The 15,104-nt window shown below is 48.8% G+C and carries 16 protein-coding genes; all 16 read left to right on the top strand.

What is annotated here, in order from left to right; all coding sequences use genetic code 11:
• Nucleotides 1–27 precede the first annotated feature (27 nt).
• Entirely contained in the window at nucleotides 28–1,008 is a 981-nt protein-coding gene (locus tag ACSPJT_RS17310; RefSeq protein WP_435893814.1) for a hypothetical protein, read from the top strand.
• Nucleotides 1,009–1,105: 97 nt separating this feature from the next.
• Complete coding sequence (locus ACSPJT_RS17315; protein WP_435893815.1) at nucleotides 1,106–2,521, top strand: type IV pilus twitching motility protein PilT; 1,416 nt, start codon at nucleotides 1,106–1,108, stop codon at nucleotides 2,519–2,521.
• Nucleotides 2,522–2,588: 67 nt separating this feature from the next.
• A complete protein-coding gene (locus tag ACSPJT_RS17320; RefSeq protein ID WP_435893816.1) occupies nucleotides 2,589–3,050 on the top strand; it encodes a type II secretion system protein in 462 nt (153 codons plus the stop codon).
• Nucleotides 3,051–3,238: 188 nt separating this feature from the next.
• Complete coding sequence (locus ACSPJT_RS17325; protein ID WP_435893817.1) at nucleotides 3,239–5,026, top strand: hypothetical protein; 1,788 nt, start codon at nucleotides 3,239–3,241, stop codon at nucleotides 5,024–5,026.
• Nucleotides 5,023–5,562, top strand: a complete 540-nt coding sequence (locus tag ACSPJT_RS17330) for a hypothetical protein (RefSeq protein ID WP_435893818.1) — start codon at nucleotides 5,023–5,025, stop codon at nucleotides 5,560–5,562. The genes ACSPJT_RS17325 and ACSPJT_RS17330 overlap by 4 nt, the downstream gene beginning before the upstream one ends.
• Complete coding sequence (locus ACSPJT_RS17335) at nucleotides 5,547–6,119, top strand: hypothetical protein (protein WP_435893819.1); 573 nt, start codon at nucleotides 5,547–5,549, stop codon at nucleotides 6,117–6,119. Before ACSPJT_RS17330 ends, ACSPJT_RS17335 begins: the two co-directional genes overlap by 16 nt.
• A 35-nt stretch (nucleotides 6,120–6,154) precedes the next feature.
• Nucleotides 6,155–7,963: a secretin N-terminal domain-containing protein gene (locus ACSPJT_RS17340; protein ID WP_435893820.1), complete on the top strand. Its 1,809-nt coding sequence runs from the start codon at nucleotides 6,155–6,157 to the stop codon at nucleotides 7,961–7,963.
• Between the two features lie 22 nt (nucleotides 7,964–7,985).
• A complete protein-coding gene (locus ACSPJT_RS17345) occupies nucleotides 7,986–8,597 on the top strand; it encodes a hypothetical protein (RefSeq protein WP_435893821.1) in 612 nt (203 codons plus the stop codon).
• An 11-nt stretch (nucleotides 8,598–8,608) separates the two neighbouring features.
• Nucleotides 8,609–10,300, top strand: a complete 1,692-nt coding sequence (locus ACSPJT_RS17350) for a GspE/PulE family protein (protein ID WP_435893822.1) — start codon at nucleotides 8,609–8,611, stop codon at nucleotides 10,298–10,300.
• Nucleotides 10,293–11,438, top strand: coding sequence for a type II secretion system F family protein (locus ACSPJT_RS17355; protein ID WP_435893823.1), 1,146 nt, complete (start codon nucleotides 10,293–10,295; stop codon nucleotides 11,436–11,438). The genes ACSPJT_RS17350 and ACSPJT_RS17355 overlap by 8 nt, the downstream gene beginning before the upstream one ends.
• Before the next feature lie 45 nt (nucleotides 11,439–11,483).
• Entirely contained in the window at nucleotides 11,484–11,906 is a 423-nt protein-coding gene (locus tag ACSPJT_RS17360; RefSeq protein ID WP_435893824.1) for a hypothetical protein, read from the top strand.
• Nucleotides 11,907–12,035: 129 nt separating this feature from the next.
• Nucleotides 12,036–12,392, top strand: a complete 357-nt coding sequence (locus ACSPJT_RS17365) for a hypothetical protein (protein ID WP_435893825.1) — start codon at nucleotides 12,036–12,038, stop codon at nucleotides 12,390–12,392.
• Nucleotides 12,393–12,420: 28 nt separating this feature from the next.
• Complete coding sequence (locus ACSPJT_RS17370) at nucleotides 12,421–12,930, top strand: hypothetical protein (RefSeq protein WP_435893826.1); 510 nt, start codon at nucleotides 12,421–12,423, stop codon at nucleotides 12,928–12,930.
• Nucleotides 12,931–12,937: 7 nt separating this feature from the next.
• Nucleotides 12,938–13,849: a hypothetical protein gene (locus tag ACSPJT_RS17375; protein WP_435893827.1), complete on the top strand. Its 912-nt coding sequence runs from the start codon at nucleotides 12,938–12,940 to the stop codon at nucleotides 13,847–13,849.
• Nucleotides 13,850–13,894: 45 nt separating this feature from the next.
• Nucleotides 13,895–14,572, top strand: coding sequence for a hypothetical protein (locus ACSPJT_RS17380; RefSeq protein WP_435893828.1), 678 nt, complete (start codon nucleotides 13,895–13,897; stop codon nucleotides 14,570–14,572).
• Nucleotides 14,569–15,066 (top strand): hypothetical protein, encoded by a 498-nt coding sequence (locus ACSPJT_RS17385; protein WP_435893829.1) that lies wholly within the window; start codon nucleotides 14,569–14,571, stop codon nucleotides 15,064–15,066. The genes ACSPJT_RS17380 and ACSPJT_RS17385 overlap by 4 nt, the downstream gene beginning before the upstream one ends.
• Nucleotides 15,067–15,104 lie beyond the last annotated feature (38 nt).

Raw genomic sequence — 15,104 nt, forward strand, 5'->3', positions numbered from 1 at the left:
ATCTTCTCGTTTAATTCAATTCCTTACATGAAACGAAACATCCAAAAAATAGCAGTAGGCGGCACTTTTCTCGTAGGTGTCGGTCTTTGGGCTGGTTTTGCGATGCAGTTCCAGGCGGATGATAAACTTGCGTATGATCCGAACCCTGGTTGTATCAAAGGAAGTCCATACGGCAAGGTGCTAGCCTTGGCAATGCAGGGGCCAATCGATTTCTATTGGCACAAAGGTCAGAGCCACGAACATGCAGCAACTTTGAAAGCGGAGAACCGAAAGGCTGAGGAATGCTCATCAGGTTGTGATGATCATACACATCATCACAAGCATGTTCACGAAGATCATGCCACCCATGCTGAGGGCTGTGGTTGTGGCGCGCATGGAGAAGAAGCTAAAGTAGTCGTTGAGGCACCGGAGTCGCCATTGCATACTCTGGCGAAGTTACAGATTAAAAGAATGGGCGCGTCTGCGCATCGGAAGACCGATGGTAAACCGCTCTCAGAGGCTCATGCGAAGTATCTCCAGAGCGTGACCGAGGATAAACTCAGGCTGGCCTATGATTTAGACCCTTCGAATTATACAAATTACGGAAACCTCCACCTGTTTCTCTCGACGACCACATACGGTAAGTCGTCAGCGGATGACGCTGCTGCAGTTAAACTTGCCCAACAAACACTCGATTTTTGTAAGCTCGACGAGGTGGATCCAGCTTCATGGATCACTGCTGCAAGTGCTGCCTACAACATTGTTTATCACATTGGCAGCTATCATGAAGAATTTACAGTGGCTGAGGCCAAGGCTAGCTTGGCTGAATTTGATCACTGCATGGCCGTTTTCAACGAGTTGCTCAATTCGGCAGTGGAGGAGGGAAGGATCGCTTCTACTGAACGCCTCGAGGAATTAAACACCCGGGCCAAGTATCTAACGAAACTGCGTCAGGCTCAAGGGGCCTACATGAAACGCATGATGTCCACAAAAATGGCGGAGTATAATACCCCTCAGCCCGCTAATTAATATGATTTCTTCTTCTACAGATATGTCTGCACAGCAGCCGAACGCCGAGCCTCAGGGGGCGCCACCGCTGCCTATTCCAGCGTCGCCGGTACCTCATATGGCGCCCCCGCGTCAAGCTGAACGCGCAGCCCCAGCCGCGCAACCTGCTCCACCAGCACAAACTGGGAATTTGCTACACAACCCTTTGCAGACTCAGCCGATCTATGAATCAGCAGTGCCCGAGCAAGCGGCAGCTCCCGCGACTCAGCCTCCGGTTTCCCAGCAGGCTGCTCCTGCCCAACAGGGTGTCCCTGCACCGGTCGGCTTCCGTCATGGTATGACCGGCGCTGGTCTGTTAGGTGTGATTTTCCAAGTATGTGATTCCATGGGCGTGTCCGATATTCAGATTCGCTCAGAGTTGCCAGTGTATATTGAAACGCACCGCGGAATGGAATGCCTCGCGCATCTAGGTGTATTGAGTGCTAACGATGTATACGAGATCTATCGTGAATTACTAAGAAACCGTGAGTCCGCGAGTCATGGATTCGGTGAAACCGAGCCAGCTGAGGATCGTGCGGCACGTAAAATTGACGAGGCGCTATCCTCTTTCCAAGAAAGGCATGTTGATGACTTTTCATGTAACGGAATTTTTGTCGTAGCAACAGGGAAGACCTCCGGGCGCTTGCGTATTCAAGTCCACTTGAGTGCCAATGGTCTTGGTGTGACCTGCCGGATCCTAAACGATAGCATTCCTGAATTGGATGTTCTGGGGATTGATCCAGATACCTCCGAAATGCTACGACTTGCCGTTCAGCGTCGGGCTGGTCTTTGCCTTGTAACCGGACCTACTGGTTCTGGTAAATCGACGACCCTAGCCGCGATCATCGATTGGCTTCGTAGGAACCATCCTAAACACATCGTCACCGTCGAAGATCCTGTTGAATACCAGTATCCTACCGACATGGACGACCCGCATGTGCCGGGCCAGAAGATTATGGCTCCGAGTATCGTCACCCAGCAAGAAGTTGGACGGGACTTGGCTTCTTACAGACAAGGCTTAAAGGACGTGCTGCGTAAAGCACCACACGTGATTTTGTTAGGTGAGATCCGTGACCGCGAAGCCATGGAAACATGCATGGAAGCCGCTCAAACCGGACACTTGGTGCTTTCCACTCTGCACACCACAGGTGCGGTGAAAACCATGGGTCGTATTCTTGAGATGTATCCTCGGGAGAACCACCCGGCTGTGCTAAACCGCCTGAGTGAAATTCTTATCTTCATCCACTCCCAAGGTCTGCTGAGCGGCGTTGATGGTCGTGTGTTAACCTACGAATTTTTACAGAACAACGAGGATGCCGTATCAAGTGCGATCGGTAGTTACGACAGAGGCGCTCGAGCGCTTGAGGATGTCATCAAGCGTGCAGGCAACATTGCTTGGGATGAAAAACTAACAAGTCTGTATGAGGAGGGTAAAATCTCCAGAGAAACATTTGAGAACTCCAGAATGCATCGCGAGGACGTTGAATACGTCTAATCGAAACAGGCTGGTTTCTTAACAACCCGTGGCCAACTGCCACACCAACAACACAACAAAAAAAACAATGAAACTGACAAAAACTGCAAAAACTAAAATCAAGCCAGGTATGACCCTGATCGAAATCACTGTTGTGATTCTCGTTCTCCTTACCCTGATCTCCGTGCTGTTCATCGGTGCGAACATCTATAAAAAAGGGGCTGACCGCGCTGCTTGTATCCTCAATATTCGTAACGTGCACCAGGCTGTGCGTGCTAACCAGAACCTTAAGGGGATCAACACTGGGACGGCGCTTAACATGTCCACAGAGATTTACAACACAGCGGCAGGTACAGACGGTGACGGTAACGCAATCACAGCCGTTGAGCGTTACCTCAGTGAGCCGAACTGCCCTACTGATGATGGTTTGTATACAGCTCAGGGGGTATATCCCGAAGTTGGTATTGCTGCCGTAATCTGTGCCAACAATGGTTTAGCCTCAGGTGGAGCCATCAGTGACCACGCACCGGAAAACACCAACGGCTGGTAATCAGCTGATGTTATAAAAAGCGATTTATTCTGCTGCCGACCACGCTGGTCGGCAGCAGATCATTCGAAAATATAGCCTCTGGCGTAATGGCTTAAAACGATCAAACGCCGAACACACAGAGCCACTGTGGATTAATAATGGCAATTGTGCTTAGTAGAACACTTTCAGTCTTTCTCACCCCTTACAGAATGATACACAAAGACAAACATCCATCAGAGCTCAATAGCCTGCAGCGTTACAACCGCACTGTGAAGCTCGCGACAAAAACCAATCGTTTGAAAAACAAAGATTGGTACCGGGATGCATTGGAACTCGATGTACAAGTGCATTGCTACAAGCGTGATGAAGCTGGCATGGACTGCTACCTTCATGTTAAATCTCATAATCTTTATGAAAAAATCGGGGTACTTAAGCCCAGTCAGTTGGAGCAATACGACGAGCTGAAAATTTTTGTTAATCAGGCTCTCTCCCATGAGGCCGCTGCGAAAGCAAAATCACTGGGTATTATTTTCTATTTGGCCGACGAGCTATCGATTGCAAGTTTAGGTCCAGAGCATCAGAACCCCGCTGAGTTAGATGAACTTCGGGCTAAAATGGTGGAGTCGCCAAAAGAGGTTCTTGAGGATAAGACCGTATCAATCGAAAGCCACGCATGGCGTCTATTTCCTTATGCTGGTGCAGCAGCTGGTAACGAATTTGCAACTGCAGTGGCGGTATCAAGAAGGAACGAAGATACTCTGAGAGCTTTAAGGGACATTGGTGAAGAGTTAAATTTGCCAATACGGACAGCTGCTCTTAGCGCTCCTCTATGTGCCATTGATGCTTTGCCCTGGTTCTCCAGAGCCGACCAAAATGGGACAGTTGCTGTTTTTGCGTATAAACAATTTAGTCTAGTAGCATTTTTTAATCAGCATTTCGATTTGATGTTGTTTAGGTACATGCCGCATTCAAATGGTGCGACAGTCCCTGCCAATATCGGTCCGGCAGTGCTCGCAACTGCGGCGGCCTTCGAACTGGAAAACCCAGTGATCCAAATAATTCCAGTCAGCGGACAGGATGTGGATGCCGCCATCGTCAGTCTTCAGAGTTCGATGATGAATTCGGAGATTATTCTGATGGATATCGGTGAAATAGTTAGAAATAAAAATCTTCCCACAGATGTTCCATTGGAAATGTTAGCTACCACTCAGGAGTTGGATATGGAAATGAATCCGCTGGCTGCTAACGAAACTTTCAGAACTTGTCTGGAGGATGGCTGGCATGTTCAGGACTTTCTAGCCCCTAGTGCGGAGGAACTCGAATTTAGTCCTAGCGAGCAAGACATGAAACTGCTGAAGATGAGTCGTCATGGTAAAGTTGCGGCGGCGTGTATATTAGGTGGGGTTGTTTTATATTCAGGTTTTAGTATCTGGAGTAAGCTTACCGATCCGGCGTGGATGTATGAATCTAAGAACACAGCAGGTACAGCCGCTGCTCTCAATAAAGAATTGCAACAATATAAACATTGGGAGAATCTGCTAAAAGATCGATCAAAGGGCTGGGTCAGTCTGGAGCTGATTACACGTTTATCACCCGATGACGGGTCAGTCATGCTGACTGACGTAAATCATAGATTCCTCAATAGTAAGACGTCAAATGCTGGGAAGCACGGATTCCAAAAAGAGTGGATTGTTAACGGTCTAGCAGATGAGGAGGGCTTAAAATACATAACAGCTATAAGCACCCGAGACGGTATTAAACGCCTGTTTCTCGGAGTGGCAAAAACGACGGGGAACGAAGCTTATTTACCTGAAGCCGAACACAGAGATGTAACGGTAAACCTGAAGCAAAATAATAACCCAAAATTCAAACCTAAATCACCAAAACGTATTGGAGGAAATCTTCCATATTCGTTCAGAATGGTGATCACGCAAACTTTTGGTAGCGACGATAATATGGCATTAGCCGGAGTTAAACCAACGAGCACTAAAAAATGAATTCTTACTATAAACAATCTGTAGCAATCTTTGGTTTAGCTATACCACTCACCGTGATGGGGGTATTGGCTGGTGGTGCTTTGTACAGTGTCTCTGTGATCAATAAGAAATTCAAAGTCAAAAAAGTTGAATATACAAAAGCTCTAGTAGTAGATCAGCAGACTGCTAAGTTACAGGCACAGGTTGCTCAAAACGGTAGCCATCTCGCACGTTGGAATAATGTTTTATCAACCGAGACACGGGGTACCTTTATCGATCATTGGAAAGTAGCTGAAAAAAAATTCAGTGGCAGAGAATTGACCCGCGGACCACATAACTGGATCAACTATAGCGAAGGTATTGGGAAGGGGATCATGCAGCCAGCTAGTCAGGTGGAGATGTCATTCTCGGGCACCTACCGTGCCATGCAGCTAACCTTGATGGAGGTAGAATCGAAGCTTCCTCAATTACAATTGGACTCCTTGGTGATGAGCCCGGATGCACAGAACGAAAAGCTTAACTTTAAAACTACATTCACAGTATGGACCGAAAAATAATCACCGTTCTTACAGCAGTAGTAATGAGTGCTTCAGTTACCTCGGCTGAGGAAACTAAAGCAGTAGACGAAAAAGCTGATTTCAAAGCTCATGATGCTAAATTTCTCGATGAGGAAGCTCGTGAGAAATGGCTCGCCGAAATGCGTACCAAGTTACCAATCGCTCGCCGAGTGACCGGACCGTTTGGTTTCAGCCAAACTCCAGGCGTCGTGGTCAAAAGAAAAGAGACTCCAAAACGATCGGATGCCTTTCTCAAAGCAATTGGCAAACTTCAGATTACTGCTGTGATGCCTAGCGACGATAAATTTGCGATCGGATCAAGAGAATTCACCGAGGGCGAAGTGCTCCCAATGGAATTCAATGGCACGGTACTCAATGTCGAGATCGTCGCGGTACGTATCAATAGCATACTCTTCAAAAACACTGATACAGGTGAACTTGTTAAAAAAGCTATGAATGAACTTCCTGCGGGGCTGAGCCGCAGTAATAGAATCGAGTCAGTTCCCGGTGTAACACCTGCCAGTAAAGGTAAATCCGCACCCTTCGTAGTCCAATAATTTCCTCCACCCAAAACCATACACCCTTACACATTATGAAATATACAATAGCTATCATGTTAGGAGGACTATTCCTGTCGTCCATGACCATGGCTCAGGACGTTCCAGAGTCAGCCGTTAAAGTAACTCCTGCACAACCAGGTCCTGATGGCGTAGCCCGCCCAGGTGAAGGAGGTCCAGCTGGAGTCGATCCTTCGCGTGGAGGACCTCAAGATGAGTCCCCAGCTGGCCCAGGTGCCGCGGGACCAATTGATCCGGGCCCAGGCGCGCGAGGTGACGATTTGCCAGCAGACCGACCAGATGTTTTGCCAGGTGATGCACCTGCAGATGCCGATCCGGAAGTGCCGGCTGCTGATCCAGCGGCTCAAGCAGGAGAAGCAAAATCGATCGAAGCCGAAGATGGTGGATTCCTCATTAAGGATGCCAACATCAATGACATTTTCCAGCTTCTGGCCCGTCGTGCAGGCAAACAGTATTTCCATAATAACAAATTAAATTCCGATGAATACAAAGTAACTGGTCACTTAAACGGTGATGGCAGTTCACTCAAACAAATGGAGGAATTGGCGTTCCAGTATGGGCTGCGCATGTATGTCAAAGGGAACACTGTTTACGCGATGATGGATGCTCAGTTAGAGCGTCTTCCAGCCAAGGAGTGGACATATTCATTGAGATATCTTCGCCCAACGGATATTGAGCAAATTAAGGCACTGATTCAGCCGCTTCTAACAGCTGGACGTGGGATTGTGAATTACGAACCTAAGACTAACACGATTGTTGTGATCGATACCATGCATCACATCGAGCAAATCGAGCGAGTGCTTAACAAGATCGACCGTCCTAAGGGGCAGATTGTGGTAGAGGTTAAGATTCTTCGTGTGAACAGTTCCGCGGGTCATAGGTCTGGTGTAGATTGGAGCAGTTCACTCGGTTCCAAAGGGGTCCCTGTGGATGTAATCCGTAGCCTGGGTAGCGTATTTGGTCTGCCTTCCACGTTTGAAGGGTCTGCTATTTCAGGTGGAGCTGTCGCAGGTGCCACTGAATCGGCAGAAGCTGATACCAGTAACATCATCCTAACCCCATTCCAGTTGAGTGGTGTGCTTAGAGCATTGAACGAGGGCAGCTTGGTGACTCAGAAATCAAATCCAGTAGTTATCACTGAAGATAACGAAAAAGCTATTATCTCTCTCATCGACCGTGTGCCAATCATTACTTCAACCGTTAATAACACCGGTAATGGTGCCAGCACGACAACTGACGAAGTCCGCTATAAGATTGACCAGAGTGATTCGACAGACCCTGATAAAACACGTGAGATTGGTGTAACAATTTCACTGACCCCTAGCTTGCTTCCAGATGGCACGATTCGTATGAATATGCGTCCTAGAAATGCTCAAATTGTTGAAAATATTACCGGTCCATCTGGTAACGTATACCCACGTGTGAGTGAGGCAACGATCGAATCGATTGCGCGCATACCTAACGGACACTCATTGATCGTCGGTGGATTCTATGGCGAGACAAAAGGGAATGATAAAAGCAAGGTGCCGCTTCTTGGCGATATACCAATTTTCAACTTCTTCTTCAAGTCTAAGCAAACCAGTAAAGAGCAATCTAGCTTGGTCTTTGTGGTGACTCCAACATCATATGATCCCTCATGTGTAACCAGTAACCGGAGAACAACTCAACGTGTCCGCCATAATACAGCTGTCTACAGAGATCATGATTCAGTGAACCCTAAAAATCCTGGCCCTGCCCACGAGCCGAACCTTCGTCGCACCATCAATGGAGCACGTAGCTTGACTTGCCCAGACGACTATCCGCAAGGATACCCGCAACGCTAGTAAGTAATCCCTTCCCCAAAAAGTGAATACCCAACCGCAAATAGAAGCGGAGCCACAGCAACTACCATTACCTGAAGCTCGACCTGCCGCTGACCTAACCTCTGTTTCTCAGGAGGTGCCAATCGTGCTGGAGCACGCCTTGATTAGAAACTTGGCGATGCTTCAGCAGCATAACTTGGCATCTGCCGAGGACTGCAGTCAGGTGGCTGCATCGGTGAGGCGTAGCTGGGAGAGCGGCAAGGGGGCGGACCCCATCGCCGGTTTGGCAAGACTTCGTGCAGGTAACGGCAACATGCTGGATGCAAGTGTGGAAATGATTTCTTCAAAAATGGCGAAGTCACTTCCATTTGCTCCTACACGCGTACCGTTTGCTGCAAGATTAATAGCACCGACCTCCTTTTACGAAAAGTATCCGCAGATTACCTTACTGTGTAAGTTGATGCTTGTCCCCATTGTGTACTCGGAGGACTTGGACGTAATCGGTATCGGGTCTATCAATCCGTTTTTTGCCGATACGTTAGCCGCAGCCCTAGCTGATGAAATTCGACAGGTAAGTCCGGTTCAGCCGATTGTTAGCATTGTTCGTCTTGATTATGTGGGATGGATGAAGATGTGTGAAAAGCATTTTAGATAGAAATAGAAAAGATGATAGAATTCGAAGGAGTCAGATATAATGCCCTCATCAGCCGCCGTATCCGGGAGGCTTTGGAGGAGCATGACCCTTCGCTTGCAGAAGTGGATTCGGGTCAGCTGGAAGCTAAAATCACCAAAAGCGTATTCATGGCCGCAGTGGCCAAGGTCAATAACATGGCCTTCTTCCCGAAGGTCGCCGATTTCTGTGATAGCACATTATTGGAAAAATGTGATCCGTCTGTGCTGACCCGTGGAGGGTTTTCGCCTCTCTGCCTCGATGATAAGAAAATCATCGTGGCTATTTCAAACCCTTGGAGTCCGGCCGCAGACGAATACGTGTCGATGCGTTTTCCTGAGTTTGAGTTGGTTAAAATTGTCACTCTGACTTCTGAAATAAGTCGGGCTATCGAATCCGTCTCCGGTAATGTTGGGCCAAGTCAAGATGAGCTAGAGGCCATCGAGGTCGAAGATACCGATGATAAGATCAAGGACTTCGATGTTACCAAAGAGTATGACGAGCCAATGGCTCAGTTGATTGCTACGGTGATGGCCAGCGCAGTGAAACAGAGGGCGTCTGATATTCACTTTAAGGTCGAGAAAGAAAGCTTTTACTATGCATTTCGAGTCGACGGCGACATCGGCAAGAAGACCGAAATTCCGATCAAGTTGAAAGACAGGTTGGATGCCTTCCTTCTCAACTTAATGAAGCTATCGGCTGAAATTCGGAACACTGTTCCAGGGATTTCAGGTCGCTTCACGATTTCCTACTTCAGACGTCCTATTGATATTCGATACGAGCGCCACCGCACCTATCGCGGATATCACATTACCATGCGCCTTCTGGATAAAGGGCATTTGAACGTGACGCTTGGTAAGGGCTCCTTGGCATTTGATGACTCTACGCTGTTAGCTCTCGATAAGGTCATGAAAATCCCAGCGGGTATTATCGTGATGAGTGGTCCAACAGGATCCGGTAAATCCACGACGCTGAACGCGATTCTCCGTGAGATGAATACTCCGGATGTCAACATCCTCACACTGGAGAACCCTGTGGAGGATGAAATTCCGGGCGTAACCCACTGTGACCTGAGGCACCCTGGAGAGTTTAAACCGATGATTGCGAGTTTCATGCGAAGCGATCCAGATATCATCTTGATGGGGGAGGTGCGTGATATCGAATCCGCTGAACTGGCCATCGAAGCCGCCGTTACAGGTCACAAGGTTCTCACTACCATTCACACCCCCCGTGCATCACAGATTATCGAGCGTTTCGAGCAGTTGGGAATTGAGCGCTGGAAAATTGCTCAGACCTTAAAGGCAGCCTGTGCCCAGCGTCTGATTAAAATGCTGTGCCCATATTGTAAAATGGAGCAGCAAGGAATCAGTGAAAAAGACAGAGTGATCTATGGGCTCGATGAATCTTGGGCCACACGCACAGTCTATAATCACTTACAAGATGGGTGCCAGGAATGTCACGGGTCAGGATACTCTGGCCGAACTGCTATTTTGGAAATTATTCCGATTACACCGAAGGTTTCTGACATGCTATCGAAGGGTGAAATCACACCATACGAACTTGAATTGAAAATTCAGGAGGAGGGCAAACTGCCGAACCTTCGAAACAATGGTCTTAAACTTTTGATGGAAGGTAAGACCGACCTTGCCGCGATAGGGAAGATGATCGATATGAGTACCGATGAGTGAAGCAACAACAGCTAGTAGTGGACTACGAAAAGTAAGTCGGGCTGCTCCTCAGGCGCAAGCTAAGGAGAAGCCAAAATCGACCCTGTTCGCGAAGAAAATCAAGCCCTTCAAGAAGAAGGAGCTCGTGCAGATGTTTCGCTCTCTGGCTTCTATGCTTCGAGCTCAGATCAACACCGCAGATGCTCTGAAGTATTATGCGCACGGTCACCCTAACAAGGAGTTGGTCTCAGCACTTTTAAAAATCAATGCGGATGTGAACAAGGGGATACCCATTCATGAAGCTTTTCGGATGTCGGAGAGGTTTGATGATATGACTATCGGCCTTATTCAGGCTGGTGGCGACGCTGGTCAACTTGACACCGCTTTTGGAGAACTTGGTAAGCGGATTAAAAGTGAACTTTTCTTCCGGAAAAAAGTGAGGAAGTTGATCATGATGCCCTGTATTGTGATTCCAATATTGGTAGGAGCTTTCATCGCTTCCCAAGTAAAAATCGTTCCTCAGGTGGAGAAGATGATGGCTGGAATGGAAGCTAAGGGATTTGTGGCTCTCTCATTTAAAGTAAGTCACGTGGTGCAGGAGATCTGGGGTGTCGTTGTTTTAATCATGTTAGGGATTGCCGCAGTAATCTGGAAATCTGATAAGATCAGAAACACCATAACCAACCTTGCGATGGCACGGTTCAGGGTCGTAAGGATGATGATTATGAGTTTACGCCAGATGACAATGCTCTCAACCATCAAACTGCTTTATTCGAATGGTATTAATTTGGCAAAGTCACTACGCGTGGCGGCCAACAGTGTCAAAAAGACGCCGTTCTATGGAGAGCTTCGAAAGGCATCTGATATGTATGAAAAATCAGGTGTGCCGCTTTCTTCTGCATTTGCAAAATACACTTCTGTGGATCCGCAGGTCGTTCACATGCTCGCAATCGGAGAGAAATCCGCATCGTTGGATGTCCAGCTGGGCATGCTGTCGGATATGTTTGAAGAGGATGCAGAGCAGCTGATGGATGATTTCAGCCAATTTATCAGTTTTGTCGTGATGGTTATCGCGGTCATGTTGATCGCTGCCGTATTCTTGGGCACGTTCATGCCGATCTTTTTGATGGGACCACAAATGATGCAAGAGGCGATGTGATCGCCTTTCACAATGCTTCTTCCGGAGCAGTAACGAGCTAACAACATGCAATTGACCAAAATAGACCGCTGGCTCAAAGAGAAATACATCTATGAGACACACATCCTAACACTTAGATTGCCCGAAGGTGGTTTGCCGCGAGGTGTAAGGGTCGAACCGATCGACGGTGTCAGGTCGAGTGATTACAGGCATAAGCTGATCATCAAGGACAACGAGACAGCACAGCGTGTGATCTCATTGCTTAAGGAAAACCATCTAATGCACGCGACCCATGTCGTAGAGGGGAAACATTGGTATAATAAGCGACTGGCACCCGATGGGCGAAGCTTTACCTATCAGTGGATCATCCGGGGGATTACCGCTGTTTTGATCTGCGTGGCACTCTGGGGTGGATGGTTATTGCTGCAAAATCCTGTACTCCAAAGCACGCTGAAAGACACATATGAGGAGTTGAAAAGTGGGATGTAACCCTCAATTTAATTAAGATTTTTTTATTTTCAAGTTTAGCTGATATGCTATTCTGCGTGTGGGATGTTGACTACCTACCGCCAGCTTGGGAATTCGCGACAATGCAGACATGGTCTGACATTGATCGAAATGACCGTTGTCATCGTGATGCTCATCACCCTGATCGGCCTTTCTACGTACGCAGTTGGTGGTTATCGAGACTGGCAGAAGGGCAATGAAGCGTCTCAGAAGCTGCGCATGGTATACAACGCTCAGCGCACATATCTAAGCGAGCATCCCACAGAGGCCGTATCTACCCTGACGGCAGCTAAGATCATTCCGTATTTCTCAGACAAATCCACCACAATGCCCACCATCGAGGGATTGGATGGTAATACTTATACCATCAAAGTGAATGTATCGCCTCCCGTGGCCGCTAATGGTGATGGCGATGCTTACGATCCATCTGGTGATCCAGATGACGGACAATGGGACGTAGGAGGTTAAACAGAACAGTGTGTTAGGAATGTAACCAATGCGAAACCAGCAAACAATAACCTTCAAACAAGCCTTTGCCTTCTTGGCGTCGTGCCTAGGGCTGGTGCTGGGATCTACAACGTTTGCTCAAGATCGCCCTGAAAAACTCCCTGCGACGTATCGTTACATCGGAAGTTATCAGTTGAATTCAAAGCTCCGTGTTGAAAATGGAGTCTCTGCCCCCGTGGTGATATCACCGCTGGTTTACCGCGTTTTTAGCGATGGCATGGAGGTGCGTGTCTACGTCCGCTCGTCTGATGAGGATAGTTATACCGCATACGATATTTATCGCACAGACGGCATCGGTGTCTCGAAAGCCTCGGGTGAAATCGAAGTCGTCGCCGGTGTCCAAGGCTACAGCACCAAGGGGGAAATGCTTCGTCAAATCAGTGTCACTAGAAATAGCCTGACCATGGTCAAAACCCCTCCGCGCTCACACCGCGTTATCATCACACGAGCCAGGGCAATCTCCACCAGCTCGGCCCCGTCGGCGACAGATAAGAAGTAATCAAATCATGCAAGTTCCACTAGATCCAATCCCGACGAAGCCAATCGCTGTCGCGGAACAAACGCCTGCCGAGGTAGAGGAGATGATCAGGCAGTTAGAGGCTTCCTCTGAGAAGACTAATGTGGCGCAACCTGTTGCCCCAGCCAAGGTCGTTAAATCTCCTGTGGTTACGGGTAAAGACCAACTGAACAAAGCCTATCCTTGGTTACTCGCAGCCAGTGTCTGCCTATCTGGTGTGCTCTGCTGGATGTATGTTACTAAACCAGTCATGGCTCCCGCAGCAGTGGCAACCGATATGCCCTCTTCCACCGAGGACATAGCCGAACCTATCACAGCCCCAGCAGATCTGGCGAAATCTCCAGCATCTCATTCGGGGGATGAAACAGCCGCTCTGGTGCCCTCTGACGATGTGCTTCCCGGCGGGCCGGTTAATAATGGTCCGAATAAGCCTGGAACGCCTGATTCCGGTTCACCTGTTAGCATCGACCCACAAAAGCTCGCTGCCATGACCGGTGATGCCTCAGAGGCTGGTTCCGGCTGGGAAAGTACCAACTTGAAAGTTCAGCATATTCTCAGTGCTGATTCAGGGAACGGAGAGTTGGAAAAAATCATTCTCGACGTGCCAGTGCGTTATCAGACCCGCACCATGCGTTGGACTCCCACTGATGTGGAAAAAGCCCGCAGCGTGCTAGCCCGATTGATGATCTACGAGCGTGATCTGCATAACTTACGGATACAAGGGAAGTCCATACTAAGTGATTGGAACGAACTGTTAGAACAAACTGTCCCTGCCGAAGCTCTAAGAGCTGACAGCCCGTCGATTCCTTACAATCAAGGCTCTGAGGGGGGCGGGCTTCCAGGAAGCTCCTCTGTCATCAAAGTCGATAAGTCAGATGCCTCGGAACAGGCAGAAAAGTAAAACCCCAAAGGGAGTCTAACAATCAGCGATCAACATTTCGAACCTATGAAAATTTCAAACCTACTCGTGCTTCCACTGCTTGCTGGCAGCCTGCATGGCCAGACGCTCAAGGATCCTGTGCCATCGGGCGAGGACCCAGCCACGCTGCTTGAGCTTCCTGCAGCCAAGGTGATCGGTGAGGATGGTAAGTCCGTCAAGCCAGACGAAACTGCAGACGCGGATTCGAAAAAATCTGATGAGGAGGGCGAGCCCGCTAAAACAGAGACCACCGGCACAACTACCACCGAACAGGGCGGTGAGGACGCGATCCGAATTCAAGTAGAGAAAACAACCGGGCGTGGAGGAGCCAGACAAAGCAAGGGCAAGGTGAAAGTCTACTCACCATGGCCTGCGAAACCGATTTCAAATCCACCTGTCGGTTGGAAATTTGCACCAGCCCCCAAGGACACCGAGTCATTCCGGACCACGGTGAAACTGGCCAGCGGAAACTCTGTCGACCTCTCCATCACTCCCTACGTTCTGGTTCCTGTGGTCGACGGACACGGCGCCATCAAAATTTCAGAACCTGGCTATGATCCCACCAAGAAGTATACCCAAGAAAATACCATCGGTGTCATGCTTCAGAATTCTACCGCCGAAATAGAAAACCACGAGAAACACGTTGCCGACTCGATCAAGCGTCTGCAGCAGCTTCTTTCATCCTTACCTAGACAAGAACAATGAATATTACCCTGCCTCTCTTTTCAACCTTGGCGCTGGGACTCATCGCCGGTGTCACGTGCACTCATTACCATCAGGTTTCAACTATGGTGGAAAATGGCATTCAGCCATCGCCCGTTATCTTGACGGTGCCTGCGCCGAATCCGGAATTGGAGCCTAACGCCTCAGCTGTGATGCTTGCGGCCACTGCCGCTCCGGCTTCTGATGCAGTTGTGGCCCAGCCAGTGCAGCCTCCGGCAGGCTATGCCACCACACAGCGTGAGGACGCCCTCCTGGAGATGCTTGCGGCGATGCGTAGCGAGCAGAAGCAGTTGCGCAAACAACTCTCTGAAACGAACCGCGACATGGATGAGCTTACCTTCCGGGTGGATTCGCAGAGCTCTGATTTCCGCCCGTTGAACACTGGAGCATCTCGTCCTCGTGGCCTTATCACAGCGCCTCACGATGGTCCTGATGCCGGAGCTGATGATGGCTCTGTTCTTCCGCCCAAGCGTTAGGATTTGTCTCTCGTTAAATCTTTAAAAACAAAGAACCG

It is taken from the genome of Oceaniferula spumae, assembly GCF_042849255.1.
GTDB classification, from domain to species: Bacteria; Verrucomicrobiota; Verrucomicrobiia; order Verrucomicrobiales; family Akkermansiaceae; genus Oceaniferula; species Oceaniferula spumae.

Bases quoted from the DNA above. Each gene is read 5' to 3' on its own strand.
- ACSPJT_RS17335 (WP_435893819.1), top strand. From the start codon at position 5,547: ATGGACCGAAAAATAATCACCGTTCTTACAGCAGTAGTAATGAGTGCT.
- ACSPJT_RS17370 (WP_435893826.1), top strand. From the start codon at position 12,421: ATGCGAAACCAGCAAACAATAACCTTCAAACAAGCCTTTGCCTTCTTG.
- ACSPJT_RS17385 (WP_435893829.1), top strand. From the start codon at position 14,569: ATGAATATTACCCTGCCTCTCTTTTCAACCTTGGCGCTGGGACTCATC.
- ACSPJT_RS17360 (WP_435893824.1), top strand. From the start codon at position 11,484: ATGCAATTGACCAAAATAGACCGCTGGCTCAAAGAGAAATACATCTAT.
- ACSPJT_RS17320 (WP_435893816.1), top strand. From the start codon at position 2,589: ATGAAACTGACAAAAACTGCAAAAACTAAAATCAAGCCAGGTATGACC.
- ACSPJT_RS17330 (WP_435893818.1), top strand. From the start codon at position 5,023: ATGAATTCTTACTATAAACAATCTGTAGCAATCTTTGGTTTAGCTATA.
- ACSPJT_RS17340 (WP_435893820.1), top strand. From the start codon at position 6,155: ATGAAATATACAATAGCTATCATGTTAGGAGGACTATTCCTGTCGTCC.
- ACSPJT_RS17380 (WP_435893828.1), top strand. From the start codon at position 13,895: ATGAAAATTTCAAACCTACTCGTGCTTCCACTGCTTGCTGGCAGCCTG.
- ACSPJT_RS17350 (WP_435893822.1), top strand. From the start codon at position 8,609: ATGATAGAATTCGAAGGAGTCAGATATAATGCCCTCATCAGCCGCCGT.
- ACSPJT_RS17355 (WP_435893823.1), top strand. From the start codon at position 10,293: ATGAGTGAAGCAACAACAGCTAGTAGTGGACTACGAAAAGTAAGTCGG.
- ACSPJT_RS17365 (WP_435893825.1), top strand. From the start codon at position 12,036: ATGACCGTTGTCATCGTGATGCTCATCACCCTGATCGGCCTTTCTACG.
- ACSPJT_RS17325 (WP_435893817.1), top strand. From the start codon at position 3,239: ATGATACACAAAGACAAACATCCATCAGAGCTCAATAGCCTGCAGCGT.
- ACSPJT_RS17315 (WP_435893815.1), top strand. From the start codon at position 1,106: ATGGCGCCCCCGCGTCAAGCTGAACGCGCAGCCCCAGCCGCGCAACCT.
- ACSPJT_RS17310 (WP_435893814.1), top strand. From the start codon at position 28: ATGAAACGAAACATCCAAAAAATAGCAGTAGGCGGCACTTTTCTCGTA.
- ACSPJT_RS17375 (WP_435893827.1), top strand. From the start codon at position 12,938: ATGCAAGTTCCACTAGATCCAATCCCGACGAAGCCAATCGCTGTCGCG.